This window comes from Terriglobus albidus (genome assembly GCF_025685425.1).
Lineage (GTDB): Bacteria > Acidobacteriota > Terriglobia > Terriglobales > Acidobacteriaceae > Terriglobus > Terriglobus albidus.
Genome location: NZ_JAGTAS010000019.1, coordinates 65,901 through 89,626, shown reverse-complemented (window position 1 = coordinate 89,626; position 23,726 = coordinate 65,901). Strand labels below are relative to the sequence as shown.

Here is a 23,726-nt window from a genome sequence, read left to right as displayed (position 1 = left end):
GGGCAACGCCCCAGGTACGGAGACAGTGAGACGGTAAGAGGGCTGAAGGCCCGATCCATAATCCCCAATCGTCACAAACGAAACGATTCGTGAAACCGTTGTATGCCTGTCGAAACGATACGGTCGGATTGAAGGCTGTTATATAGGGCGGGCCTTCAGCCCTTTAACATCTTGTGGGTACCAAAACCTGGGGCGTTGCCCCAGGCTGATATAGAACGCGCCTTCAGCGCTTGATTCTCCGTAGCACTGATCTGTGGTTGAGGAAGCCCGCTGCTCCCACCACAAGACAACTATCCCCTACAACATCGCCCTCAGATTCTGGTGCGAAACCCTCGCCGCCGCCACGGAATCCCCATATGCCGCGGCATTATCCTGCTCCACCACAAAGTGCTTCAACCCCGCCAGCTTCGCCTGCGCAAAGATCGGCTTGTAATCGATCTGCCCCGTACCCACCGGCACCAGCGACATACTGCTCACCCTCTCATTGGGTGAGAGTGACTTGTTGACTGTCTTCAGCCCAAAGACATCTTTGATGTGCCACAACTCATAACGGCCCGGATTCTTCCGGAATATCTCTACCGGATCCATCCCCGCAATACACGCCCAGCCAATATCAAGCTGCATCGTCACCAGCTCCGGATCGGTCTCTGCCAGCAACACGTCATACATCGTCTGATCGCTGTCCAGCAGCTTCTCAAACTCACCCGTGTGATTATGAACAAACAACTTCATCCCGAACCTGTGCGCGACCTTCCCATTTGCATTCAGCTCGGCCGCGCGCTTCTTCACAGCATCCAGCTTCACCTTCGGCTGATACGGCCCGAAGGCTCCGGCCTCCTTGAAAGCGTTATGCGTAATGCCAGTCCCCTGGTCGTAATAGGCTCCCGGCTCCAGTTGTCTCCTCTGCGCCTGTGCGGCCGGCGCAACACCTGCGGGCCGGATCTCCGTATATCTGACGCCCATGACCTGCAGCGCTTCGAGTTTCCGCTCAATCCCGGGATCATCCGCCGACGGATAGCCCGTATGCGTACTCGGCATACCCAAGCCATAACGATCCAGAAGCGCCCGAAACGCCTTCGCATCCATGTTGTTGAAGCCGGTGGCCGGCTCAATCTCCTTGTAACCAATCTGCGCCACCTTTGCCAACACGCCTTCAAAGTCGTTGGCCATTACATCGCGGACCGTATAAAGCTCCAGCCCGATCTGATCTCTCCAGGCCGGCTCTGGCTTCTGCGCCATCGCTGGGGACAGGCTATCCTGCAGCAACATCGCTGTCCCCACCACAGCACCCTGTTTCAGAAACGCACGGCGGGACGTGTTCTCGAACATACCCTCTCCCTTTGCGGCTATCTTTCGCCCTATCGGCCAACCGAATCGACCGTACACGGAGCAATTTCCAACCCAAGCTATATATCACGTGGAGTGCAGGTATGTCTCACTGAAACGCCGCAGCCATCATTCCCTTCGCCTCCCTCTTCTTTCCGACCATCTCCAGCACATGGGCGCATTCCTTCACGGCGAAAACATAATGCGGATCGTTCCGCGGCTGTGTCGCATGCAGGATCGAAATCGCTGTCTGCAGCTCCTGCAACGCTGCTTCCGGCTTTCCCGTGATGGCCAACTCCCGCCCCAGCAGCAGACGCGCCCATCCAACATTCGGATGACTGGGGCCATTCACCACGATCCAAAGCCGCAGCGCATCGCGGAAGCACTGCAACGCCGCCTCATGAGCCCCGGAGAGTTGCATCTCCGCCCCCTCCAGTGATAGCAGCATCGCCCGATCGTCATTACCCAGTTCCGTTGTCTGTTGTGCCGCCACTCGCGCCATGTCGAGATAATGCGATGCTTCGTCCTTCTTCTTCTGCGTGAAGAAGATCGTTGCAATCGCAACCGAGGCGCGGAAGACATTGGCGGCATCCTTTGCCTGCTGGAAGCCCTTCAACGCAATCAGCTTCTCCTGGTAGGACTTCTTCATCTCTCCCGCGGCCATGTAGATATCGGCGAGATCATTCGCCAGCCTCACCGCCTCAGCACGCTGCCCACATCGTTCGTAAGCCTGCACTGCCTGCTGATAAAGACGGATCGCTCCCTGACGATCTCCCGATCGCTCCAACGCCTTGCCGGAGTCTTTGAGCTCAGTGCCCGGACACGACTGCTGAGCAGGGAGCGATGACACCACAACTCCGCCCAAACAGACAAGGATTATCAAGTAGATAGAACTCAAGCGAATGGACACGTTGCCCTCCTTTGCGCTGCTGCATCGCATCAGATAGCCGTCCAGTGGAGAACTATGAACTTATGTGTTTTTAATACGAAATAATTCGTACATCTGTCAAGTGCTTCTAAAATCGCTTTCGTCATCTCGTTGCGGCCAGAGAGAGCACCATGACGTAGACAAGTAATAGCTACGTTACCGGAGAGAAAAAGGTTCCCTACTAATCAACAACCGTTGCGTATAGCGCAACAACTCGCACCAAGCTACGAACGCCGGGTGCCCCATATCTGGCGACTTTATCGCCAGATGTGGGTATATCGCGCTAACGCGCGATCCGGTGGGAGCCGTGGGCTTCCAGCCCGCTGATTTGTGGTTACGTAAGATTGGGCTTTAGCCTTGGGCTTTTCCTATGACTCAGCGAAAACTCCCAGGGCTAAAGCCCGTTCCTTCTAGGGACGGATGACCGTGTGCTGAAGCACACGCTCCCACCCACGTCAAAAAACTTCAATAAAACCCCACAACTTCACACCCAAAAACCACACCTACTACCACCGTTAGTAACCCACCAAATACCGCTTGTCCCCACCCCATAACCGGCCTATGTTGAAGAAGTAGCCGAGAGCGATTCACCGCACCGGCTACCTGGAAGTCACCGCCAGTCTTCGGTTTGACGACCAACACTCTTATGAATACCTCTGTCTCTTCATCGCCCTCGTGCGACGTGGCTGTATTCCGTCGTGGCCAAAGAACCAACTCGCTTCCCTCCACTCACATTCCCCGCGAGCAAGCCAGGTGGATGGTCGACTGCGGCGCTGCGCGCTGGGTGAACAACCGCTATAAGAGCATCCTTCTGCTGGTGGAACCGGAGAAGGCCAAACTGCACGACCTCTCCTCCGTGATGGGACCCAGCGTGACCTTCCTCAACGCCGCCGGCTCCCGTTATCACGCAGCTCTGGTGGAGGCCTGGCAACCCACACCGATTGGAGCTAGCCCATCAAATGCTGGAACGCATGGACACCCTGCAGGCACTGCGCTGCAAACGCTGCCGGCAGGTGATTGAGATTCCCCGCCCCGTGGCCGTCGACCCGGAACTGAATGCACGCTTCGCCGAAGAGGCTGCGCAGATGCATCGCTGCCAGAACCGCACCGTACGGCCATACGTCGCTCACACACCCGCACCACCGCCCACCTTCTCTGACCGTGTCACGGCCGAGATGCAACAGGCCGGTCTTCTTCCCTCCAGCGCCAATAGGAGCACCTCGCATGGCAAAGCCCCCGTCCAAGTACAGTGACGAGCTGGCCGAGACCATCTGCGCTCTCCTGATGGAAGGCCAGAGCCTCGTCCACATCTGCTCACTCGCGGATCGTCTGGTAATAGACGTAGGGATGGAACAGATTGCACCAGTGATCTGGGAGCAGGTGTAGTCTCCAGCGACGGCAACTACATTTCCTTTGCGGCCGAAGACGCTGGTGACATCGGACTGCGGCGGAGCTCCGGTGATGTTGTCCACCGTCCACTGCTGTACACCGTTCGAATCCTGAAGAACAAACTTATAGTTCTGCGAAGCGAGGAAGATCTTTGCCGCACCGGTGGAGTTAAGGATCACAGGATTGGTGTTAGGGCTTGTACCACCGGAATCGGCATAGGTGTTCTGCGGTGTGCTTGATCCGGCGATGTAGGTGTAGAGCTTGCCGCCGGAGAGTGGTTTGCCGTTGGCATCGAGCGCGCGAAAGACAGGCATGTTGATGGGCGGATAGATGGTCTGCGCGCAGGCCGGCCATCCCGCGAAAAGCAGGAGCGCCAGCCTCAAGGCTGTGCTTCGAAACATGAATTGTCCTTTCGGGGATTATTCGGAGGGCTACAGAGCATCGAACGCGTGAAGAGAGTGGCTCAGTCGTTGGATGATAAACTGCGGCGCATATGCGAGATGTGATTTCCTTGCTGCTGAAGGCAGTGGCTACCCTTCTGTTTATTCATTATGTTGGGCATTCCGCATGGTGGGTCTCCATTCTTATCTCTGCCTGGGCGGTGCTTCCGCCTGCGATTCGATCCACAAGTAATTTTCGGCCTTACCGGGTGCAGGTGAGAGCACACCTCTGGCCGATGCTGGTTGCAGTCGGAATGATTCCTCCTGAGCAGGAAGATGAGATCGAAAGAAGGCTGGAGCAAAGCAAGGCGCCGTTTTCCTGTAAGACGGTGATGCGCGACGGTGTCAGTGGATACTTCATGGCCTTCCATCCCTCCGGGGAACAGGTTGTGCATTGGCCGCAGAAAGGTATCTACACGAACGATCTTTCGCTCGAGGTTCCCATCGATATCTTCCCGCTGCAAGGTCTGGATTACGAAGCCAGGCCGTATCCATGGTTCTTCATCAGACCTCACGATGACTACTATCACATTGGTCTGCAAATACAACCGTCCCAATGGAATGTATGCAAAGACAATCCGGCGGTGAGCAAGGATGTAATGCACATCCAGGAGACAGAGCACCATGTGGAACTCACCTTTGCCATGGTTCCCATCTGCGCGACGGAGAAGTACTATCGCAAAGTGCTTACGAAGAGAGAGCGTTTCCGTAAGCTGGCAAAAGACGCCGGAATGAAGATCTCGGGCAAGGAAATCAGCAATCCATACGTTTCTGTCGTGATTGAACCTCTTGGCTATGACAAGATGAGTTACGGCAATTGGCCTATCGCGGCAGAGAACGAAACCGTATAAGCGCTCCAGCCATTTGGCAGCGCGAGCAGAAGTTACCGCCCGGACTTGCTGCCGATCCGTGTTACCAGCGATTGCATAGCCCGTGTGCCCGGTATGAGATCACCGGCATTGATGAGGACGCGCTGGCCCTCAGGTGTCGAAGACATCGCGTCCGCTAGTGCTTTAGCGCCATTTTCAATCCACGCCGCTTCGCCTTTCAGAAGCGCCTGCATCACTCTTCCGACAAATTTGGATTTGTGACCGTTTTTGCAATCGCTTTTCTGGCGATAGGCATACCTGCCATCAGAGCTCCGCGGGCTACCTTCATGTGATCTCCTGAGCCGAGACCATCCACGATTGTTTTGCCATCCAATCCGGAGGCGACGGGATCGCTATTTTTCAAGAGTACGTTTTCGTTCTTTCCTGGTGTGTTGACCAGAGACCAGGTGCGGGCGAGATCTTCCATTGATTGAATCTGCTGCGGAGTCAATGTTCCCGCCAGAGCTTCTTTGCCGGCTTGCGTTACACGACTGGCCCATTCCAGAGTGAGGTTCCCGGAAGCTGAGCATGCGCTCCATCATTTGCCGCTGCAGGTGCGGAGCTAAACCGGGAGGGTGCTCCATCAGATGACTGCCGTCCGATGGCTCTAGTTGTGCGAGCAGATCCGCAGCGGCTAAACCATTTCCCGCATGAACAACCTGATAACAGAGGGTTGCGTTCATCTGAAAGATAGTGTCAAACTCTCCATGCCGGTGCCCGATACGGTTTACATCAAATATCTCGATAACACAATCGAAGCCCGCAATTCTGGGAACATGGTTCCAAAAGGACTATGACCGAACCTCTGCGCAACATGCGGTAAAATCCGCAAGCTTCGGGACATTGTCGGCATGTAACGCCGCAGGCTATGGATGGGATACACAGTGCCGCCCCTATACCCCAGATGTGGTTTGGATCAGCGCTTATCCGCTCGGCAACACCACAACGGTTAATGGTTCGGGGGATCGAACCGCCGACTTCATAGTGATGGCTCAAGTCAATCAGATCAACCCGGACCGGAGGGAATGCAATCTATGTCGATGACAGCTATTCGGGAATCAATGGGCAAGATGAGTTCCGGCGTCTGATGTTCTCGCAAACTGATACCACCCACATGACGGGGGGAGGGCGATCCCTGCAGAACTCGATCACTCGCAGACAGGAGGACTCCCACCGCAGGATCTCTACGCGAGTAAAGTTTACGGCGGTGCATGTTGGGCAAGGTTCTGCAAGTTCCCTTCCTTTATCATTTGTCCGCTCAGGAGGGGCAGGCATCTATTTCAGTACCGGTTTTCGCCAACTCATGGCACCGGAGGCATCGTCGGCGAGCGTCCGATTGCTAGCACTTTCGGCACCTATTCGAATCCAACCATCTATTATCCCGATCACTGGATCAACGTCGGCGACATACATGATTTGCGGAGGCTCCGGCTACAATCTGCAGCCCATCGGATGCACACCGCAAGTCAACATTACAACAGGACCTACGACCCTAAGCACGACCAACTATGTACAAGTATGTTTGAACTGCCCAATTCTGGGCGCCATTAGATATGCGCTAATTCGGACCGCAGGCTATAGCATAATGTCACTTACTTTTCAGTTTCCATAGGAGTTGAGGTGTCCAATGCGTTCCGATTGCACTACGGAACTCTTAGGGGGTGAGCTGAAATGAATGTGAGTTTAGTTTTCACTGAGAAAGCGGTACCCGCCTTGGTTCCTGCCGTAGGGTTTGGCAACCTAATTTCTCTCCATTTGCTCCAAGAAGTCCGTTGTTCCACTCTTGGTTGGGAAAGTAAGTGACATTAGGCTATAGCTGTCCAAGCGTCGTTTATGACACCAGTTTGTACACCAATGCCGCTACACCTCCTGCATGAATGACACTGGTCAGACTGGCTCTACCTATACCGCATTTCAGTGGAATCCTTCCGGCTATTTGCGCATAAATGGAGCCGCTCCGCCCGTTGACTATAACGGATGGGCGTCAGTCCGGACGGCGGACGGTCTGTACGATCTCCAATTTGGGGAAGGAGGCAATGCGGGTCAATCTGGGGGTTTCGGCGTCGCGACGCGCTCGGTGGGGAACTTCAATAATTTCTGCCGCTTTTCTGTGGGAGTGAGTACCACATACGGTATGGCCTTCGGATGCGCTGGCACCTATGTAAACGCAGTCGCCAATTTCCTCAATCCCATTTCGATTCAAACATCAACTACGACACTGCCAAATATTGACATCGCTCCGCAAAATACACTGATGACCGGAACCGTTTCTCAATTCAGAATCAGGCCAAGTGGAAGCGCCGGAACATGCGCATTAGGAGGATGTGCTCTGTTTGTTAGTTCTGACGGAGCATTTGCAGGTTATCTCGGACTATTCGACTTCAATGGGACCCGCAAGTGGGGCGTGAAGGCTTCAGGTATTGAAGTATTCAACAATACAGCGAATCTCATTACTGGAGCTCCGGGAACGGGAGCCGATTGGCGTCGATCGACGGGAACCTTTACCGCGGGAAATGCCGTCACAACTGACGGCAATGGCAAATTTCATTGATGCGGGATCTCCCGCATCTGGAGGAGCACCTGTCAATGGTGGAACCGTGACCTTCACCGAGCTAGCAGGCCTAGGTTCAACAGGGACCGCGATATGCACTACAAGTTGCAATGGAACCAAAGGACGTATCACGCTGGCATACAGCGGGACAGGAGGAGGGAGTGGAAACCTCTTCCAGATCAATTTTGGGACCGCATTCGCGGACACCAAATTACACGTGCATCATCCATCAGAACGGAAACAATGACGGCGTAATTATCTATCCACAATGGACTCCGACTTCGACGTCCGCGGCCACAGTGGCTACTAGCGGCACAGACCGCATCGATGCATTCGTGCAATAACTTAATTACGCATGTTGGAAATAACTTGCCGCAACTAGTTCTATCTTGGCCATGGCAGGGGCCTTTTTACTGCTAATCAGAGGGACCAAATGGAGATAGATCGGGAGGTACTTGGAGATATGATCGAAGCTCGCACCGCCGCCGCAATTCAGAAATACGACCAGACGGTCATCATTCCGCGCGAAAACGCTGCACAGGCGACCAGCCAGGCGATGCTCGACGAACTTGGACGGAAGGTCGGCATCCTCTGGGACCATCTGCAGAGCGCAAAGGGTGCCTGGTGGATGATCGGTGCACTCGGCACCGCTGCAGTGATACTCGCCAATCACTACTAGAAATGACAGGGATAGAACTGACCGGGGCCACCAAGGGACCGTATCCCCTGGATGTACCTCGTCACAGAAGGCCTCCGCGTCGCACTCGGGACATCTGATTTTCAGATTTCTGTAACACTTGACGCGGAAATGCGAGAGACATTTTCTCGGGCTAGTTTAGAATCGAGGGACCACCTTCCAGGGAGTGTCTACTTCTTCGCGAGGGCATGGTCCCTAACCTCTCATGACTCCATACGGTGCAAGCAAGTACAAGCTGAACGATTCTGCATCTCTATTGCTGGACATTGTGCGCTTTTCTGCTGCGATAGTGGTCTTTTGCTATCACTTCGCACAGCCGATTTCGCAGACTGGAGTTCGATCTTGGGGTGCAGCCGGCGAGTACGCCGTGCCTGTGTTCTTTGTTCTTTCCGGATTTGTAATCCGATTTGTCACCCTGAGCCGTGAACATAGCCTTAAGGAATATCTGATCGACCGAGCGTCGAGAATTTATTCCGTTACGATTCCCGCTGTTGTTCTGACATTGGTCTGTTACCTCCTGTGCCTGGCGATCAATCGAGAGTTGTACAACTCGATCTGGGGGGACGTCAGTAATCACGTGCCGATACGGGTGCTGGTCAATCTGCTGTTTCTCAGCCAAGCTTGGGGCCATGGATTTACGCTCCTCATCGACAGCCCGTTCTGGTCGTTAGGGTATGAAATCCCCTACTACATTATTTATGGTCTGGTCTTCTATCTGCGCGGCGTTCGCCGCGTAGTTGCGGTCGTTATCTGGCTGCTACTGCTTGGGCCGCAGGTTGCGACTCTGTTATCCATTTGGTGGCTTGGCTGTTGGATTTACGATTTTTATATTTGGATTCGCGGTCGTTTCTCCGCGAATATCTTGCGTATTGCCGCGCTACTCTGGGCGGCGGTGGGGGGAGCCCTGTGGGTTGCAGGCAGGCCCGGGGTTCTGTGGTTTCCTTTCTCCTTGGTGGGCGCAGCGCGAACCATCGAACTGGGCGGCGCACTACATCTACTGACCGGCAACATAAACACGCGTTTCCTTGCGGTGGGAGTAGTCTCCGGTGTGCTGATGTTTTTGGGGCTGCTGCTCTCTGATTGGGTACACATTCCCCGAGAGCACTGGCTCATGCTTCGGGTAAGGAGGATTGCAGACGGGACATTCAGTATTTATCTGTTGCACTATCCTCTGTTCGCGCTCGCCATCGTCTCAGGGACTTTTTCCCGCGATGTGCCGGGACGGAACATCGCGGTGGCCACCGGCATCTGCGCGCTCCTGATATGGGCTTCGAAGCCGATGGATGACCTGAAGAAGGTTATGCGACGAAGGCTTCGGTCAGCTTTCATACCCGCCTCAAAGGTCGCCAGTTCCTCGGAGCTCACTGTTCGTTGAGCCCGAACTGAGCCCATTCCGGCACATCCTGGTCTCCCGCGCATGCAGATTCCTGAGTCATTCATTCGTGCAATGAACGGTGAAATGCATTTGCCATCCGAAGCGTCGAAAAAGCAGGTCCTTCACTAATCACCCCAGCGACCAAGTTCGCTGGGAACCCCGAATACTCTGGGTGCCCATCCATCGCAAATCACCCAAACGAACAACCTCGTCGGGGACCCCGATACGCGATGGATGGGATGGGAGCAGCGGGCTGAAAGCCCACGGCTCCCACCGATTCGAGCCTCGCCAGTCACTTCTGTAAGTAACCGCCACCATCCCCTTTACCTTCCTCAGCAAATCAAGGAGAACCTATGTCAAGAAACATGCGGCTTTGGCTGCACGGCCTCGGTGCGGCCTTTATCGGCGGTGCTGCCACTTCTCTCGCCACGGTCCTCGTGGACTCTGAAAAGTTCAATATCGACACGCTTCTGGGACTACAGCACCTTGCGTTTGTCGCCATGGTTGCCGGTATCGTCAGTGCCGCCGGATATCTGAAGCAAAGCCCACTTCCGCCTGTCGAGGACAGCCGAACGGCAGGCTCGAAACTTGCAGCGCTCCTTGTCGCCTCCCTGCTTCTGGGCTCGTTCGGATTGGCCGGCTGTAACGACTTTGAGCGCAAGACATTTCAAACACTGTCCGCTTCCAAAGCCCTTATCGATCAGGCCCAGATCGACTATGAGACAGGCACGATCCCTCACACGCAAACTTCCTACGACGCGATTAACAAAGCCAAGGACGCGCAAACCGCAGCGGTCCGGGCCTTCCAAACGTACGAAGCAGCAAAGCTGAGCGTGAATCAGAACACCGATCTGACGGTGCAGGTGGCGGCATTGAATAGCGCACTCTTCAGCCTGGGACCTGCGGTGGCAGGCGTCAAACACATTTATCTCGGAGAACAGTAGATGAGCAATCAGACGACAGTTGCAACAATCATCAGTACGACCGAAGAGATCCAGCGTGACGCCGCAGTTGTACTGGAGATCATCAAGACCAGCTATCCACAGGTAATGGACGAAGCCGCAATCGCCGAAAGTATCCTGGCCATACTGGCGACGTTGGTCACCAAAGCGCTGGCAGCGTATGCCGCTGCCTCGGGGACACCCATTACGCCGGCGAGCATCGCGAGCCTTATGCCGAATCCGACTCCGTTAACGGCGCCTGGGAGTTAGTTTTGAATTTTGTGGTTTCCTTTCCCACCCTAACTCCGTGAGGGTGGGGCACCCTGCCATTGGCAGTAAGCGCTGAAGGCGCGTTCTATACCAGCCTGGGGCAACGCCCCAGGTTTCGTGCCCACCCAGCGTTGAAGGGCTGAAGGCCCGCTCTATAGTCGCTCTTTCAGTCCTAGACGTATCGTTCATTGGATGTAATTCCGCATTTGTGTGAAGGCCCCGACGCAACACCGATCGAGGTTGTGACATTGCGGGAATATAGGGCGGGCCTTCAGCCCTCTGACATCTTGTGGACGCCAAACCTGGGGCGTTGCCCCAGGCTGGTATAGAACGCGCCTTCAGCGCTTATCTTAGTGTGGTGTCTCAGAGGTGTTGCCGTAAATGTTGTCCTCGTGAACATTCGGGTCCACAGCGAACTTGTTCGCTGGGGTGATTAGTGAAGGACCCGCTTTTTCAACGCTTCGGTGGCGAAAAGTCTTTCACGAATCAACCGAACAGGTTCGGTGGGGATCCCGAAGGTTGCCATACTGAACGTCACTGGTAGAGACAGATTTCTCCACTTCGCTTTACCCCAGCCAGCAAACTGGCCAGGGACCCCGGTCGTTGCGAAATGACAAAGATTCGAGCTTCGCTCGAATACCCATGTCCCCTCGGGACATGGAGCACCCGGTGCATGGGCGACTCGCAATATGTTTTAGATGCGCCCAGCTTCACGGAGGGCATTAATCTCGTCATCGGTAAAGACACGTGATCGAGTGAGGAACTGCAAGCCTCCCGGACCTTCCAGGGAGAAGGCTGCGCCGAAGCCTGGAACCACATCGATGATGATCTGCGTGTGCTTCCAGTACTCAAACTGCTGCGGTGAGATATAGAACGGCGATCCACCGATCTCCCCGACCTTTACGTCGCGGCTGCCGATGCGGAACTCGCCTTCGGGGAAACACATCGGCGCGCTGCCCTCACAGCAGCCGCCCGACTGGTAAAACATCAGCGGCCCGTGCGCGGCCTTGAGCTCGTCGATCAAGCGCAAGGCCGCCGGGGTAGCCGTTACCTGTTCTGGCAGATCTGCCATCTAGAACAACCCGAGTTTCTTCGTGCTGTAGCTCACGAGCTGGTTCTTGGTCTGCTGGTAGTGCTCCAGCATCATGAGGTGGTTTTCGCGCCCGATACCGCTTTGCTTGTATCCGCCGAAGGCTGCGTGCGCCGGATAGAGGTGATAGCAGTTGGTCCACACGCGTCCTGCTTCGATCTCGCGGCCGAAGCGATAGGCGCGATTCAGATCACGCGTCCACACGCCCGCGCCCAGACCGTAGAGCGTGTCGTTGGCGATCTCCAGAGCTTCATCATCATTCTTGAAGGTGGTCACCGAGAGTACCGGACCGAAGATCTCCTCCTGGAAGATGCGCATCTTATTGTTGCCTTTAAAAATGGTTGGTTGGATATAGAAGCCGCCGGCTAGTTCGCCATCCAGCTTTGCGGCATCGCCGCCGATCAGGATCTCCGCGCCTTCCTTTCGGCCGAGATCGAGATACGACATGATCTTCTCGAACTGCTGTTTTGAAGCCTGCGCGCCGACCATCGTGTCGGCATCCAGTGGATTCGCCTGCTTGATGGCTTTCACGCGCTCCAGCGCGCGTTCCATAAAGCGGTCATAAATGGACTCATGAATCAGAGCGCGTGACGGGCAGGTGCAAACCTCGCCCTGATTGAAAGCAAAGAGAGCCAGACCCTCGAGCGCCTTGTCGACAAAGTCATCGTCTTCGCTCATGACATCGCTGAAGAAGATGTTCGGGGACTTGCCGCCGAGCTCCAGGGTCAGGGGAATGATGTTCTCTGACGCGTACTGCATGATCATGCGTCCGGTCACGGTGGAACCGGTAAAGGCCACCTTATTGATGCGCGGATTGGAAGCGAGTTCTTTACCGACCTCACGGCCGAAGCCATTGACGACGTTCAAAACGCCGGCGGGCAGAAGATCACCGATCAGTTCCAGCAACATCAGGATCGATACCGGCGTCTGTTCGGCAGGTTTCAGGACTACGCAGTTGCCGGTAGCGAGCGCCGGAGCAAGCTTCCATGCCGCCATCAGCAGCGGGAAGTTCCACGGAATGATCTGACCGACGACGCCGAGCGGCTCGTGGTAGTGATAGGCGATGGTGTCGTGATCGATCTCGGAGATGCCGCCCTGCTGTGCGCGAATGGCGCCGGCAAAATAGCGGAAGTGGTCAGCGCTCAGTGGAACATCGGCCGCCGTGGTCTCGCGAATGGGTTTGCCATTATCCCAGGTCTCGGCGGCGGCCAACAGGTCTACATTTTCTTCAATTCGTTCGGCGATCTTAATAAGGATGTTGGAACGTTCCGTGGTCGAAGTGCGGCCCCATGCTTTTTTGGCCTTGTGGGCGGCGTCCAGCGCCTTTTCCACATCGGCAGCGCCAGACCGCGGGACCTCGCATAACACCTTGCCGGTGACCGGGGTGATGTTTTCAAAGTACTGTCCGGAGACGGGTTCTACCCATTCTCCGCCGATATAGTTGCCATAGCGTTTGCGGAACGGAACGGGGTGTCCGTAATGCATTGGATCGAGCTGAACGGCTGGTGAAGTAGCCACAGTGTTTTCCTTCCTTTCCTGCTTCCGGGTAAGGGCGGAAGCTTCCTTTTTTCACGGGAAATACTGCTCCCCGGCAAGCATGGTTGCCAAGTGGTCTATGCAACTCTTCTCGATTAAATAAAGAAGGGGCGAGCCATCCGGCTCGCCCCTCCCTGGTTTTGCGACGGTTTACCAGAGCACCTTGATTGCAAGCTGGATGCTGCGGTTATCCATCGATGTGCTGGACACCTTGCCCAAAGAGCCCGTCGTATTGATGTTGGCTGCCGGATTGGAGAAGATGGCGCGGTTCAGGATGTTGTAGGCCTCAGCACGGAACTGAGCACGGAACCGCTCATAGATCTGGAAGTTCTTGATCGCCGAGAAGTCCACGTTCGCGGTGCCGGGTCCACGGAGAGAGTTACGAGTTACCCAACCCTGCAGATTCGGGTAGGTACGGCCCGCGGAAGCGTAGGTACCACCTGAGCGGGTTACAGTTGCCTTGGTCGGATCCGACGAGAACGCTGTCGCATCGAACCAGTTGAAAGGTGAGGGGTTGGAGTAGAAGGCATCCTTCAACTGCTTGCCTGGAGCCAGCCAGACGCGGCAGCCGTTGTAGGAAGCAAAGGTGCAGCCTGAACCGGCGATGTTGAATGGGTAGCCCGAGCGGAGCTGAACCGCCGGCTGGAATGACCAGCCACCGGCAATCGCGTTGCCGACGCCCGTCTGCAGCCACTTCTTACCCTTTCCGAACGGAAGCTCATAACCTCCTGAGATAACGGCCTTGTGGCGGTTATCAAAGTTGGAGTACGAACGGTCGAACCGCATGGTGGTTGCGTAAGATGAGTCGTTCGCTGCCGCCTCGCCCGAGAAGTTATCAATATTCTTCGAGTATTGATAGCTGCCCAGGTAATAGAGACCGCCCTTCGCACGCTTCTCGATCTTCACCGATCCGCCATGGAAGTTCGCATCACCTTTCGTGCTGCTGGTCAGGATGCCGTTACCGAACCACGGATACGGACGAACAAGCGTCGCGGTCGTATACGACAGGTCGAACGGGTACTGAATGAACATGTTCTGGTCGTAACGTTTCCAGGACTTGTGCGTTGCGCTGCCGGTGTAGGCCAGCTCCATCATCAGGCCATGGCCGAGGTCCTGCTGCAGGCTCATATTCCATTCCTGCGTATAGGGACGGCTGTTTTTGGGAAAGATCGAAAACGGCGAAGGAAGCTGCGTGAGCTGCGATGCAGCCTGCACCGGATCGGGCCAGAGTGAATTCGTGAAGACGTTTGCAAATGCCTGCTGGAAGTACAGAGGAGCAGCGTAACGAGTGAACTGCAGTTCATTCGTGTTCAGGTTGTCGAGGTAGATGCCATAGCCGGCGCGAAGGACCGTGCCAGGACGAGCCTCCCACGCAAGACCAATGCGCGGCATGAAACCCTTCTTGTTCGGCTGCAGAATGCCGGGACGGTAGGTACGATTCGTATCGGCGTATCCCGGTCCGCCAAGCTTGACGGCCAAAGCCTGGTAGGCCTGGGGAATATTGGTTGGGATCTTGCTGAATGTAACCAGACCTGTATCCGGGTCAAGCGTGCCTTCCAATCCGTTCTGCTCGACGAATGGGCTGTTGTACTCCCAGCGGAAGCCGAGAGTGAAGGTCAGGCCATGGCCAAACTGCCACGTGTCGTTGAAGAACGCACCATACGTGTTGTCACGATAGTGGCCGAGAGTTGTACCGGCGTTACCGTTACAACTTGAGGTGCACATGCCGCGGGCATAATTCTGGAATTTGTTGTAGAAGTACGTGGTTCCGTTGAGGGTGTAGGTCTTCTGACCAGGGGCGCAGTTGCCGGCGCTCGCGACGTTGTTCGTGTCGTCTGGACCGGTGGGCGTATAGCCGGGTTTGTAGGTTGCCGGCGTGCAGTTGTCGAAGGTAGCGGCGCCACGGGCATTGTTATCCGCAATCTGCCAGAGACGACGGTTCTGGTACTGGAAGCCCGTCTTGAAGGTATGCTTCCCATGCACGATCGAGAGCGAATCACCGGCGCTGAGGACGTTCTCGTGACCGCCCTGATCACCCGCGCCATCTCCCACGCTGCTGTAGCCCTGGATCGTGAAGCCGGCGCGACCGTTCTGCCGAGTAGAGTTGAGCGCCGTGATGTTGGTGAGCCCTTCCTTCGCCGCCCACTGCGTATTGGGGTCCTGCAGGACTCCAAGCGTAATGTTGTAGAACTCGTTCCAGCCGACGCGGGCTTCATTCACGATGTTCGAGGAGAACAGGTGCGTATCGCCCAGCACAGCATTGCGGCCCAGCAGCGGGTTTGATGTTGAGCTGCCATTTACCAGCGGTGTGATCTGTGACGAGTCGAAGTTAACATAGCGGCCGAAGAGAGAATTCTTCTGCGTAAGTACAACGTCGCCACGTACGGTGTACTCGTCGTAGTTCTCCTGGAACGCCTTCGTCAGCGCGTAGTTCGAAGTGCCGAGGATCGATAGAGCGTCGCTCGTCAGCGATGGATATGTGGGATTCAATGCCAACGCAGTCTTGTTGGTCACGGTGAAACCGTTGGGATTCGACCTGCTGTAGCCGTAGCTCGTACCAGCGACCGTAACATTGCCCGGGAGTGCGTCCACCGAATCCCAGGTTCCATTCAGCCCATTCTGAGTCGGGAAGCGCGCCGCCAGGAAATTGTCTCTCTGCGAACGCAGGCCCTCGTAACCGCCAAAGACGAATACCTTGTCCTTGATGATTGGGAAACCAGCCGTCGCACCGAACTGGTGACGGTAGAAGTCCGGCTTCGGATTGAATACCTGCTGACCGTTCACGGTGTTGTAAGTCGGCGTGAAGTAGTTACGCGCGTCAAAGATGGCGTTGCGCGCAAACTCATATGCCGAACCGTGCAGAGTGTTCGTACCCGACTTCGTCACCATCGAGACCACTGCCTGTCCCTGGCCGTACTCGGTCGAGAAAGTCGAGCGCAGCAGGTTGAACTCCTGAATAGTATCTGTGTTTGGCAGGATCGACATGTTGTTGAAACGCACCGAACGCACATAGGTGCCGTCCAGCACATAGTTTGTCGACGAAGCACGTCCGCCGTCGACGGCAATGTAGAGTTGACGGCTGCTCGTCTGGGTACCTGTCTGTGCAGGCTGGCCCGTCTGGCCGCTCTGCGGCGGCGAAACGCCCGGAGCCAAGGTTGCGAGCTGCAGCACGTTACGGCCATTCAGCGGGAGATCGTTGATCTGCTTCTGATCGATCACCTGGCCGACGGTCGCTTCCTGGGTCTGCAGTTGCGGAGGCAGCGTGCTGACTTCGACCGTATCTGTGACTTCACCCACGCTCAGAACGACCGAACCATTTGCAGTCTTGCCGATTTCGATGTCGAGCGAGGGAATCTGTGCGGCCTTGAAACCCTGTTTCTCAACGCGAATCTTGTAGTTGGCGGGCGGAACGTTGGGGATGGACCAATCGCCCTCGTTATTCGAGGTCGTTGTACGTTCAACTCCCGTACCGTTGTTGATCAGGTGGATCGTCGCTCCCGGAATGGCGGCGCCAGTGGCATCCGTCACCTTACCGGCTGCATCGGAGCTGGAGCTGGCCTGACCGAAAGCCGCCGGCGAAGCGATGTTGAGGACGAAGAGAGGAGCTGCGGCGAGCATTACACCGAGCAGCGATCGCCTGGTGGCGCTGGTAATACCCCTGGAAGATAAGAACGGCTTCCGCAAAACAGCGTTCGTTCCGCTGCCAGCAGAAGCTGTTGGCTTGCTGTGTTTGATCATGGTTAGCCTCCAAAATCATTTCTTACGTAGGGCCTGAAGACCCTGACTGCTACTAATTGAGACGCCTCAAATTTAGCGCCTACTTCCTCATTGACGTCGCCCCGAATCGAGAACTCTTCTTCCGGCCTTGCTTGCAAGGCCTATGCCTTCGCTACAGAAAAATCTCGGTTCGTTTTGACTGCGGGCTTATATCACAACCAAAAAATCGTTGTGAAGGGTTTTTCTTTTACTTTTTGCTGCGTTTTAAGGCTGCCTGCCGCTCACCACGAGAACAGACCTCGCCGGTAACTCCGCGAAGCCGATTTACCTGATAGCTGCATGGCACCCCCATCTTCCGTAATGCGGCCGTAGCCGTAATGCGGCCTTAGCCGTAATGCGGCCTTAGCCGCGTAAAACCATTCCAGCGGAGCGAATCGTATTGAGACGAATCAATTCGCGACCGTTTGCCTCCTTTTTTGAAGGCGAACGGCATCCTACGCATGCCACAAATCGGGTGTCAAGACCGCATTTCCGTGGAGTGTGAAAAAGGAGGTGCGCCGAACGTTGTCGGCGCACCTTGGGGTTTACCATTCAGTTTCCCGGTTCCTCGTAACACGCAACAGGTCACCTGTTATGGAGGCGCCGGGAAACACTCTGCGAGCCAAGATTGGCCCTGAAATGTGGGTTCCAGAACTCCCTCTGGCCGTCAAGCCAGAACGATAACCATGCAGCCGATACCCGGAAACCGGACGCATCCTACGCGCGAAAAAACCCACGTGTCAATCGGCATTGTCGGAAGGGCCGGGCAACGTTACCCAGGCGTATGGATAAATTCGATGGATCCGCGGCGATCCAGAGCAGGTCGAAATTGGTGGGAGCAGCGGGGATAAGAAGCGCTGAAGGCGCGTTCTATATCAGCCTGGGGCAACGCCCCAGGTATCAGATAGCCAAAGCAGAAGAGGGCTGAAAGCCCGATCTATAATCCTCATGCCAAATAGCGGAAGAGTTCCATCGAGTAAAGGAAAGCAAACCTCTTTTCGAGACGGTCAGCCGTAGCCAAAGGTCATGGCTGACCCCGTTCACGCACCAGCGCAAATCTGCCTTCACTGCAGAATTATTGAGCGGGCCTTCAGCCCTTTAACATCTTGCGGGCACCGATACCTGGGGCGTTGCCCCAGGCTGGTATAGGGCGCGCCTTCAGCGCTTGTTGTCGTGCTAGACGATCGCGCGCACAACCACGCAATCGCTGCCTGCTTTGAGTACTGCCTGCTTCGCGGCAGCGGGAATCACGACTGCCGCAGCCGGCGTCAGCTCAAGCGCATCGTCACCTGCAGAGGTCAACGTAGCTTCTCCCGACAGCAGTACCAGGCACTGTGGCTTTCCGGGCGCCGCCACATCCAGCGTTGCTCCGGCGGCAAGTTCTACGCGATCGACGCTGAAGTAGCGCTCTTCGACCAATCGTGTGAAGCCGTCTTTTTGAACCGGAGCACGCTTCCCCGCTGCCGTCGCAGCCTTCATCACCGCCAGTCCTTCTTCAAGATGAAGCTCACGCGGACGGCCGTAGTCATACAGACGATAGGTGATGTCGGAGGTCTGCTGGACCTCCAGCAAGGTGACTCCCGGCCCAATAGCGTGAACGGTGTTGGCGTCCACGTACACCAGATCGCCTACGCTCACCGGCTCAAAGTGCAACAGGTCTTCGAGCCTTTCCTGCTCAATCGCCTCCCGCACCTGTTCGATGGAGACCTTGGGATCCTTGAAGCCCAGAGCGACGGTCGCTCCCGGCTCGGCGGCAAGGACGTACCAGCACTCGGTCTTTCCCTGGCTGTTCCTCTTCGCGGCCTGCTCGTCGTTCGGATGCACCTGCACGCTGAGCTTGTCATCCGGAAACAGCAGCTTCAGCAGCAGCGGAAACTCGCCGAGAGCTTTGCTCTCGCCCAGAAGCTCCTGCGGGTATGCGGCACTGAGCTCACGCAGGGTTTGACCTGCATGGGTACCACCCTCCACCGCGCACTGTTCACCAGTCAACCATGACTCGCCAATCTTTTCGGCGGGCCGATCGGTGTACCACGGTGTGAGGTCAGTACGCCCCCAGATGCGGGCCACAAGCGACGGTTTCAAGCGGAATGGATTCAGGGAAGGCATAGGATTCACGCGAACTCGTTATAGTTTAGCCAATGCGTTTCATACAGAAAAAGATCACGCTCCTCTGGCTGTTTGCTTTGGCGTTTGGGTGCACCGCGGGTGTGGCACAAGCGGAAGACCGCTGGATCGGCACCTGGGCCGCATCCCCCGTCTCGGTGAAGAATGAAACCGCACTGGGCTCCGCTCCGATGACAATCCGCCAGACGGTTCACATCAGCCAGGGCGGTGAAACATTTCGTCTCTCGTTGACCAACGAGTTTGGCACGGAGCCGTTGACCATCTCCGCGGCATCGGTGGCCTTCTTTTCAAGCGGCGATACGATCGTCGACGGCACGGCGCAGCCGGTCACTTTTTCCGGCTCGCCCAGCGTCACTATTGCACCGGGCCAGTTTGCCACCAGCGACGACATCAGGCTCAAGCTGCCCATCTTCTCGGATCTCTCCATCAGCCTGGAGGTGCCGGCCCAGACGATTACGACCCTGACCGAGCATCCGCTGGCAAACCAGAGCGCATATGTGGTTCCAGGCGACCACACCATGGTCGTCGATCTTCCGGAGCCGAAGGAGATTCGCAACTGGATCTTCCTGAAGAACATTCTGGTGCCCGCAACGGATAAGCGGTCCGCCGCGATTGTCACCTTCGGCGACTCCATCACCGACGGCGCGCGCATGTCGCTCAACAGCAATCACCGCTGGCCCGATCTTCTGGCAGCGCGGTTGACGACGAACAAGAAAACCAAATATCTCAGCATCCTCAATGAGGGCATCAGCGGCAATCGCATTCTGCACGACGCCGCAGGTCCGAAGGCGCTCGACCGCTTCGAGCGCGACGTTCTCTCCGCTCCGGGCGTGAAGTACCTCGTGATCCTGGAGAGCATCAACGATATCGGCCGCACCTACTTCGCGCGCCCCGGCACGCAGCCCGGCGAAGAGGCGGTCACGGCACAGCAGATCATTGATGGCTTGAAGACGCTGGTCGATCGTGCCCACGCAAAACAGATCAAGGTCTACGGAGCTACGTTGACTCCTTACGAGGGTGCAGCCTATTTCAATGCCGAAGGCGAGAAGGATCGCCAGACCGTCAACGAATGGATCCGCAACAGTAAGGTCTTCGACGGTGTTATTGATTTCGATAAGATCGTCCGCGATCCGGCGGCGCCGTCGAAGTTTTTGAAGAAGGCTGATAGTGGCGACCATCTGCATCCCGGGGATGAGGGATATCAGATGATGGCTGATGGTATTGATTTGCGGATGTTTCAGTAGTGCCTTAGCGCAATCGGAAAAGCCCAATCTTTTTGGGGGCATAAACGTGAAATTAAGTCCACTGAAAAAGCGCTGAAGGCGCGCTCTATACCAGCCTGGGGCAACGCCCCAGGTTTTATACCGACATGATGTTAAAGGGCTGAAGGCCCGCTCTATATAACAGCCTTCAATCCGACCGTATCATCCCATGATGTACAACGGTTTCACGAACCATTTCCGCTTATGACGATTGGGGATTATAGATCGGGCCTTCAGCCCTCTTGCTGTTTCCCTATCTCGGTACCTGGGGCGTTGCCCCAGGCCGGTATAGAACGCGCCTTCAGCGCTAAACAGATCTTTCTTGCTCAATAAAAAATGGGCTTCTCCGAATCCGAAAAGCTTTGCGCAGAGCCAAAAGGGCGCCTACCTCGAGGGAAGCGCCCTTTTTCAGCGGATTCTAAAAATCTATTTAGGCCAGCTCGAGGCCGGCGAAGAAGTAGCCGATCTCAAAGGCGGCCGTCTCTTCCCCGTCGGATCCATGGATCGCGTTCTCTTCGATCGAACCTGCGAACTTCTTGCGGATGGTGCCCTCTTCGGCATTTGCCGGGTTGGTGGCTCCCATCAGCTTGCGCAGGTCGGCGATCGCGTTGTCCTTCTCCAGCACCATCGGGATGATGGAACCCGAGCTCATGAAGTCCGTCAGAGAACCGAAGAATGGGCGCTCCTTATGGACGTAGTAGAAGCCCTCGGCCTGTGTCTTCGAGATCGAGATCTTCTTGATGGAAACAATCTTGAAACCGGCCTTCTCGATCTCGGCCAGGATGGCGCCGGCGTATCCCTTACGGACGGCGTCGGGCTTGATGATGCTGAACGTGCGCTGTGACATGAACTGCTCAGGCTCCCTCGCAAATGTGCGATTTTTCTTGGAAATAGTCCAGGTCCAGTGTAAAACAAGGTCCGAAAACGCGGCGGACGGCGTGTGCGTCTCACTACTATGCGGCCATGGATGGTGAGCATCTGGTATATCGGTTGCGCAGTATGGCTGGGGAACGCCTGGCTGGCGATCTACAGCCGCTCGCGGCTGCATGCCCTCGTAAGCCTTCTGCTTTCAGTCACCTTCTTCGCCGCAGGCACCTACTACCGTAAGCGCACTCCATAGGGGATTTGCTTTCCCTCGCTCTTCGTTGAGACCGGTGGGAGCAGCGGAGTCCCCAACCAGCTTTGCTGGATGGGGTGTTCAGCCCGCTGATAAAGGCGTAAAAGTAGATGGGTTTTTAGCCCTGGGCCTTCTTTGTTTAACGGAAAAAGGCCCAGGGCTAAAGCCCATTTCCATGTTGAGCCGATAGACCGAGGGCTTGAAGCCCTCGGCTCCCACCAGATCGAGCTTCGCTCGATAAATCACCCCAGAGAACAAGTTCGCTGGGGACCCCGATAAATCACCCCACCGAACAAGTTCGCCCGATACTCCCACATCTGCTTCGCAGATATGGGCACCCGGCCTGTGGCATCCTCGCGTAGTTCCTGAAACCATTTCCGCAATTCTCTAAGTTCTTGAAATATCCATCAGTTAAGATGGGGAAGCCCAAACTGTCCCTATATCCAAAGGAGTATTCATGGACGTCCGCGAGCATCTGAGGCAAGGCATTCACCGTTTTCAAACCGAGATTTACCCTGAGCGTCGCGAAGCCTATCTGGAGGCCGTCAGCAAACCGCAGGAGCCGCACACGCTCATCATCACCTGCGCTGACTCGCGTATCGATCCCGAGCTGATCACGCAGTCAGGGCCCGGCGAGATCTTTGTCACACGCAATATCGGTAATCTTGTGCCCCCCTATGGCGAAATGATCGGCGGCGTCTCGTCTGTGATTGAGTACGCGGTCTCGGCCCTGAAGGTAAAGCACCTTGTGATCTGCGGACACTCCGACTGCGGCGCGATGAAGGCTCTGCTGAAGCCGGAGTCGACCGAGAAGATGCCCACCGTGCGCCGTTGGCTGCGCAATGCCGAAGCGGCGCTAAGCGTAACCCGCGAGATTGCTGCGGGACCCGACATGCTCTTCGACCTGACGGAACAGAACGTGCTCATGCAGATGACCCATGCGAAGACCCATCCCTCGGTAGCCGGCGCCATGGCGCGTGGCGAGCTTACGGTCGGCGGCTGGGTCTATGACATTGCCCGGGGCGATGTACGCATCTACGACGACCAGAAGAACAAGTTCGAATCCACGGTTGGAGTGGCCGTTTGATCACGATCAATCATCCACCGCTGCGCCAGATGGCAAAGTACGTCGGTCTGCCTCTGGCGCTGCTCTTCGGCTTCGATGTGATTGTGGTGGTGGCCTTCAAGGTCATGCATCTGCGGTGGATCGCGCAACCAGCGATCCCCCTTAGCCTGCTCGGTTCAGCCATCGGCGTGATCGTCGGCTTCCGCAACAACTCCTCCTATGGACGCTGGTGGGAGGCGCGGACGCTCTGGGGCTCGATTGTGAACAACTCCCGCACGCTCGCGCGGCAGGCCGTTACCGCCATACGCCCCGTTACCGAAGAGGATGTACAGAACGTGCAGTATCTGCAGCGACGCATTGTGTTGCTACAGATCGCGTGGGTCAACTGTCTGCGTCAGCAGCTGCGTGGTCTCGAACCGTGGTGGGAGCTGAAAGACATTCTCCCTCAGGAAGAGATTCTGCTGCTCAAGCATGAAAAGAATGTCGCACTCGAGATTCAGAAGCGCATCGGCCTGCTGGTCACAGAGGCCTATGAGAATGGCTGGATCAACGAGCGCCAGTGGGCCAACATGGACGACACGCTCAGCCGCCTGTGCGATGCCCAGGGCGGATCAGAGCGCATTAAGAACACGCCCATGCCGCGCCAGTACGACTACTTCCCGCGGATCTTCGTGCATCTCTACTGCCTGCTGCTGCCGATCGCCATGGTCGCGAACCTGGGCTGGTGGACGCCCTTTGGCTCAACCGGCGTGGGCCTCATCTTCCTGGCGTTGAACCAGATCGGAACCGATCTCGAAGACCCCTTCAGCAACAGCATCTTCGATATCCCGCTCACGGCTATCTGCCGCACCATCGAAGTAAATCTCCGCCAGATGCTGGCCGAAAAAGAGATCCCGGCCCTGGAACGGCCGATCGATGGGGTGCTTTGGTAAAGCGGTTGAATAGTTGAATGGTGTGCCGAGGAAGATTCGTCGGCGTACATCGCCAAA

Annotated in this window: 20 protein-coding genes; 11 read left to right on the top strand and 9 right to left on the bottom strand. The window is 56.1% G+C overall.

Features of this window, described 5'->3' with window-relative positions:
- Window positions 1–297 precede the first annotated feature (297 nt).
- Both OHL21_RS00880 and OHL21_RS00875 read right to left on the bottom strand, forming a co-directional pair.
- Entirely contained in the window at window positions 298–1,329 is a 1,032-nt protein-coding gene (locus tag OHL21_RS00880) for a sugar phosphate isomerase/epimerase family protein (protein ID WP_263415357.1), read from the bottom strand.
- Between the two features lie 106 nt (window positions 1,330–1,435).
- Window positions 1,436–2,176, bottom strand: coding sequence for a tetratricopeptide repeat protein (locus OHL21_RS00875; protein ID WP_263415356.1), 741 nt, complete (start codon window positions 2,174–2,176; stop codon window positions 1,436–1,438).
- Between the two features lie 724 nt (window positions 2,177–2,900).
- Here OHL21_RS00875 and OHL21_RS00870 point away from each other — a divergent pair.
- Window positions 2,901–3,275, top strand: coding sequence for a hypothetical protein (locus OHL21_RS00870; RefSeq protein ID WP_263415355.1), 375 nt, complete (start codon window positions 2,901–2,903; stop codon window positions 3,273–3,275).
- On the opposite strand, the gene OHL21_RS00865 is transcribed toward OHL21_RS00870, so the two are convergent.
- Entirely contained in the window at window positions 3,202–4,044 is an 843-nt protein-coding gene (locus OHL21_RS00865; RefSeq protein ID WP_263415354.1) for a hypothetical protein, read from the bottom strand. The genes OHL21_RS00870 and OHL21_RS00865 overlap by 74 nt on opposite strands.
- Window positions 4,045–4,136: 92 nt before the next feature.
- Between OHL21_RS00865 and OHL21_RS00860 the strand changes: the two genes are divergently transcribed.
- Window positions 4,137–4,934: a hypothetical protein gene (locus OHL21_RS00860; RefSeq protein WP_263415353.1), complete on the top strand. Its 798-nt coding sequence runs from the start codon at window positions 4,137–4,139 to the stop codon at window positions 4,932–4,934.
- A gap of 211 nt (window positions 4,935–5,145) precedes the next feature.
- Here the strand turns inward: OHL21_RS00860 and OHL21_RS00855 are convergent, their stop codons facing one another.
- Entirely contained in the window at window positions 5,146–5,379 is a 234-nt protein-coding gene (locus OHL21_RS00855; RefSeq protein WP_263415352.1) for a hypothetical protein, read from the bottom strand.
- Between the two features lie 1,446 nt (window positions 5,380–6,825).
- On the opposite strand from OHL21_RS00855, the gene OHL21_RS00850 reads away from it, so the two are divergent.
- The 5 genes from OHL21_RS00850 (at window position 6,826) to OHL21_RS00830 (ending at window position 10,786) form a co-directional block, all read left to right on the top strand.
- Entirely contained in the window at window positions 6,826–7,503 is a 678-nt protein-coding gene (locus OHL21_RS00850; RefSeq protein WP_263415351.1) for a hypothetical protein, read from the top strand.
- A gap of 463 nt (window positions 7,504–7,966) precedes the next feature.
- Window positions 7,967–8,182: a hypothetical protein gene (locus OHL21_RS00845; RefSeq protein WP_263415350.1), complete on the top strand. Its 216-nt coding sequence runs from the start codon at window positions 7,967–7,969 to the stop codon at window positions 8,180–8,182.
- 223 nt (window positions 8,183–8,405) lie between these two features.
- Entirely contained in the window at window positions 8,406–9,575 is a 1,170-nt protein-coding gene (locus tag OHL21_RS00840; protein ID WP_263415349.1) for an acyltransferase family protein, read from the top strand.
- Between the two features lie 353 nt (window positions 9,576–9,928).
- The gene (locus OHL21_RS00835) at window positions 9,929–10,519 is read left to right on the top strand and encodes a hypothetical protein (protein WP_263415348.1); all 591 of its coding nucleotides are present in this window, start codon (window positions 9,929–9,931) and stop codon (window positions 10,517–10,519) included.
- Window positions 10,520–10,786 (top strand): hypothetical protein, encoded by a 267-nt coding sequence (locus OHL21_RS00830; protein ID WP_263415347.1) that lies wholly within the window; start codon window positions 10,520–10,522, stop codon window positions 10,784–10,786.
- Window positions 10,787–11,480: 694 nt separating this feature from the next.
- On the opposite strand, the gene OHL21_RS00825 is transcribed toward OHL21_RS00830, so the two are convergent.
- The 4 genes from OHL21_RS00825 to OHL21_RS00810 form a co-directional block, all read right to left on the bottom strand.
- Window positions 11,481–11,858, bottom strand: coding sequence for a DUF779 domain-containing protein (locus OHL21_RS00825; RefSeq protein ID WP_263415346.1), 378 nt, complete (start codon window positions 11,856–11,858; stop codon window positions 11,481–11,483).
- Window positions 11,859–13,394, bottom strand: coding sequence for an acetaldehyde dehydrogenase ExaC (gene exaC, locus OHL21_RS00820; protein ID WP_317889948.1), 1,536 nt, complete (start codon window positions 13,392–13,394; stop codon window positions 11,859–11,861).
- Between the two features lie 168 nt (window positions 13,395–13,562).
- Entirely contained in the window at window positions 13,563–17,150 is a 3,588-nt protein-coding gene (locus OHL21_RS00815; RefSeq protein ID WP_263415345.1) for a TonB-dependent receptor, read from the bottom strand.
- A gap of 1,194 nt (window positions 17,151–18,344) precedes the next feature.
- Complete coding sequence (locus OHL21_RS00810) at window positions 18,345–19,274, bottom strand: type I phosphomannose isomerase catalytic subunit (RefSeq protein WP_263415344.1); 930 nt, start codon at window positions 19,272–19,274, stop codon at window positions 18,345–18,347.
- 32 nt (window positions 19,275–19,306) lie between these two features.
- Here OHL21_RS00810 and OHL21_RS00805 point away from each other — a divergent pair, with 32 nt between their 5' ends.
- Window positions 19,307–20,536, top strand: coding sequence for an SGNH/GDSL hydrolase family protein (locus OHL21_RS00805; RefSeq protein ID WP_263415343.1), 1,230 nt, complete (start codon window positions 19,307–19,309; stop codon window positions 20,534–20,536).
- Window positions 20,537–20,984: 448 nt separating this feature from the next.
- Here the strand turns inward: OHL21_RS00805 and ndk are convergent, their stop codons facing one another.
- Window positions 20,985–21,401 carry a nucleoside-diphosphate kinase gene (gene ndk, locus OHL21_RS00800; RefSeq protein WP_263415342.1) on the bottom strand — a complete coding sequence of 139 codons (417 nt, stop codon included), beginning with the start codon at window positions 21,399–21,401 and terminating at the stop codon, window positions 20,985–20,987.
- 93 nt (window positions 21,402–21,494) lie between these two features.
- Here ndk and OHL21_RS00795 point away from each other — a divergent pair, with 93 nt between their 5' ends.
- From OHL21_RS00795 to OHL21_RS00785, 3 genes are all read left to right on the top strand, one after another.
- On the top strand, window positions 21,495–21,674 hold the full coding sequence (locus tag OHL21_RS00795) for a hypothetical protein (protein ID WP_263415341.1): 180 nt from the start codon (window positions 21,495–21,497) through the stop codon (window positions 21,672–21,674).
- Window positions 21,675–22,128: 454 nt separating this feature from the next.
- Window positions 22,129–22,758: a carbonic anhydrase gene (locus tag OHL21_RS00790; protein WP_263415340.1), complete on the top strand. Its 630-nt coding sequence runs from the start codon at window positions 22,129–22,131 to the stop codon at window positions 22,756–22,758.
- Window positions 22,755–23,669, top strand: a complete 915-nt coding sequence (locus tag OHL21_RS00785) for a bestrophin family protein (RefSeq protein WP_263415339.1) — start codon at window positions 22,755–22,757, stop codon at window positions 23,667–23,669. Before OHL21_RS00790 ends, OHL21_RS00785 begins: the two co-directional genes overlap by 4 nt.
- Window positions 23,670–23,726 lie beyond the last annotated feature (57 nt).

Coding starts and splice junctions, on each gene's coding strand:
- OHL21_RS00880 (WP_263415357.1), bottom strand. CDS start 1,329: ATGTTCGAGAACACGTCCCGCCGTGCGTTTCTGAAACAGGGTGCTGTG.
- OHL21_RS00870 (WP_263415355.1), top strand. CDS start 2,901: ATGAATACCTCTGTCTCTTCATCGCCCTCGTGCGACGTGGCTGTATTC.
- OHL21_RS00865 (WP_263415354.1), bottom strand. CDS start 4,044: ATGTTTCGAAGCACAGCCTTGAGGCTGGCGCTCCTGCTTTTCGCGGGA.
- OHL21_RS00860 (WP_263415353.1), top strand. CDS start 4,137: ATGCGAGATGTGATTTCCTTGCTGCTGAAGGCAGTGGCTACCCTTCTG.
- OHL21_RS00855 (WP_263415352.1), bottom strand. CDS start 5,379: ATGGAAGATCTCGCCCGCACCTGGTCTCTGGTCAACACACCAGGAAAG.
- OHL21_RS00850 (WP_263415351.1), top strand. CDS start 6,826: ATGAATGACACTGGTCAGACTGGCTCTACCTATACCGCATTTCAGTGG.
- OHL21_RS00845 (WP_263415350.1), top strand. CDS start 7,967: ATGATCGAAGCTCGCACCGCCGCCGCAATTCAGAAATACGACCAGACG.
- OHL21_RS00840 (WP_263415349.1), top strand. CDS start 8,406: ATGACTCCATACGGTGCAAGCAAGTACAAGCTGAACGATTCTGCATCT.
- OHL21_RS00835 (WP_263415348.1), top strand. CDS start 9,929: ATGTCAAGAAACATGCGGCTTTGGCTGCACGGCCTCGGTGCGGCCTTT.
- OHL21_RS00830 (WP_263415347.1), top strand. CDS start 10,520: ATGAGCAATCAGACGACAGTTGCAACAATCATCAGTACGACCGAAGAG.
- OHL21_RS00825 (WP_263415346.1), bottom strand. CDS start 11,858: ATGGCAGATCTGCCAGAACAGGTAACGGCTACCCCGGCGGCCTTGCGC.
- OHL21_RS00815 (WP_263415345.1), bottom strand. CDS start 17,150: ATGATCAAACACAGCAAGCCAACAGCTTCTGCTGGCAGCGGAACGAAC.
- OHL21_RS00810 (WP_263415344.1), bottom strand. CDS start 19,274: ATGCCTTCCCTGAATCCATTCCGCTTGAAACCGTCGCTTGTGGCCCGC.
- OHL21_RS00805 (WP_263415343.1), top strand. CDS start 19,307: ATGCGTTTCATACAGAAAAAGATCACGCTCCTCTGGCTGTTTGCTTTG.
- ndk (WP_263415342.1), bottom strand. CDS start 21,401: ATGTCACAGCGCACGTTCAGCATCATCAAGCCCGACGCCGTCCGTAAG.
- OHL21_RS00790 (WP_263415340.1), top strand. CDS start 22,129: ATGGACGTCCGCGAGCATCTGAGGCAAGGCATTCACCGTTTTCAAACC.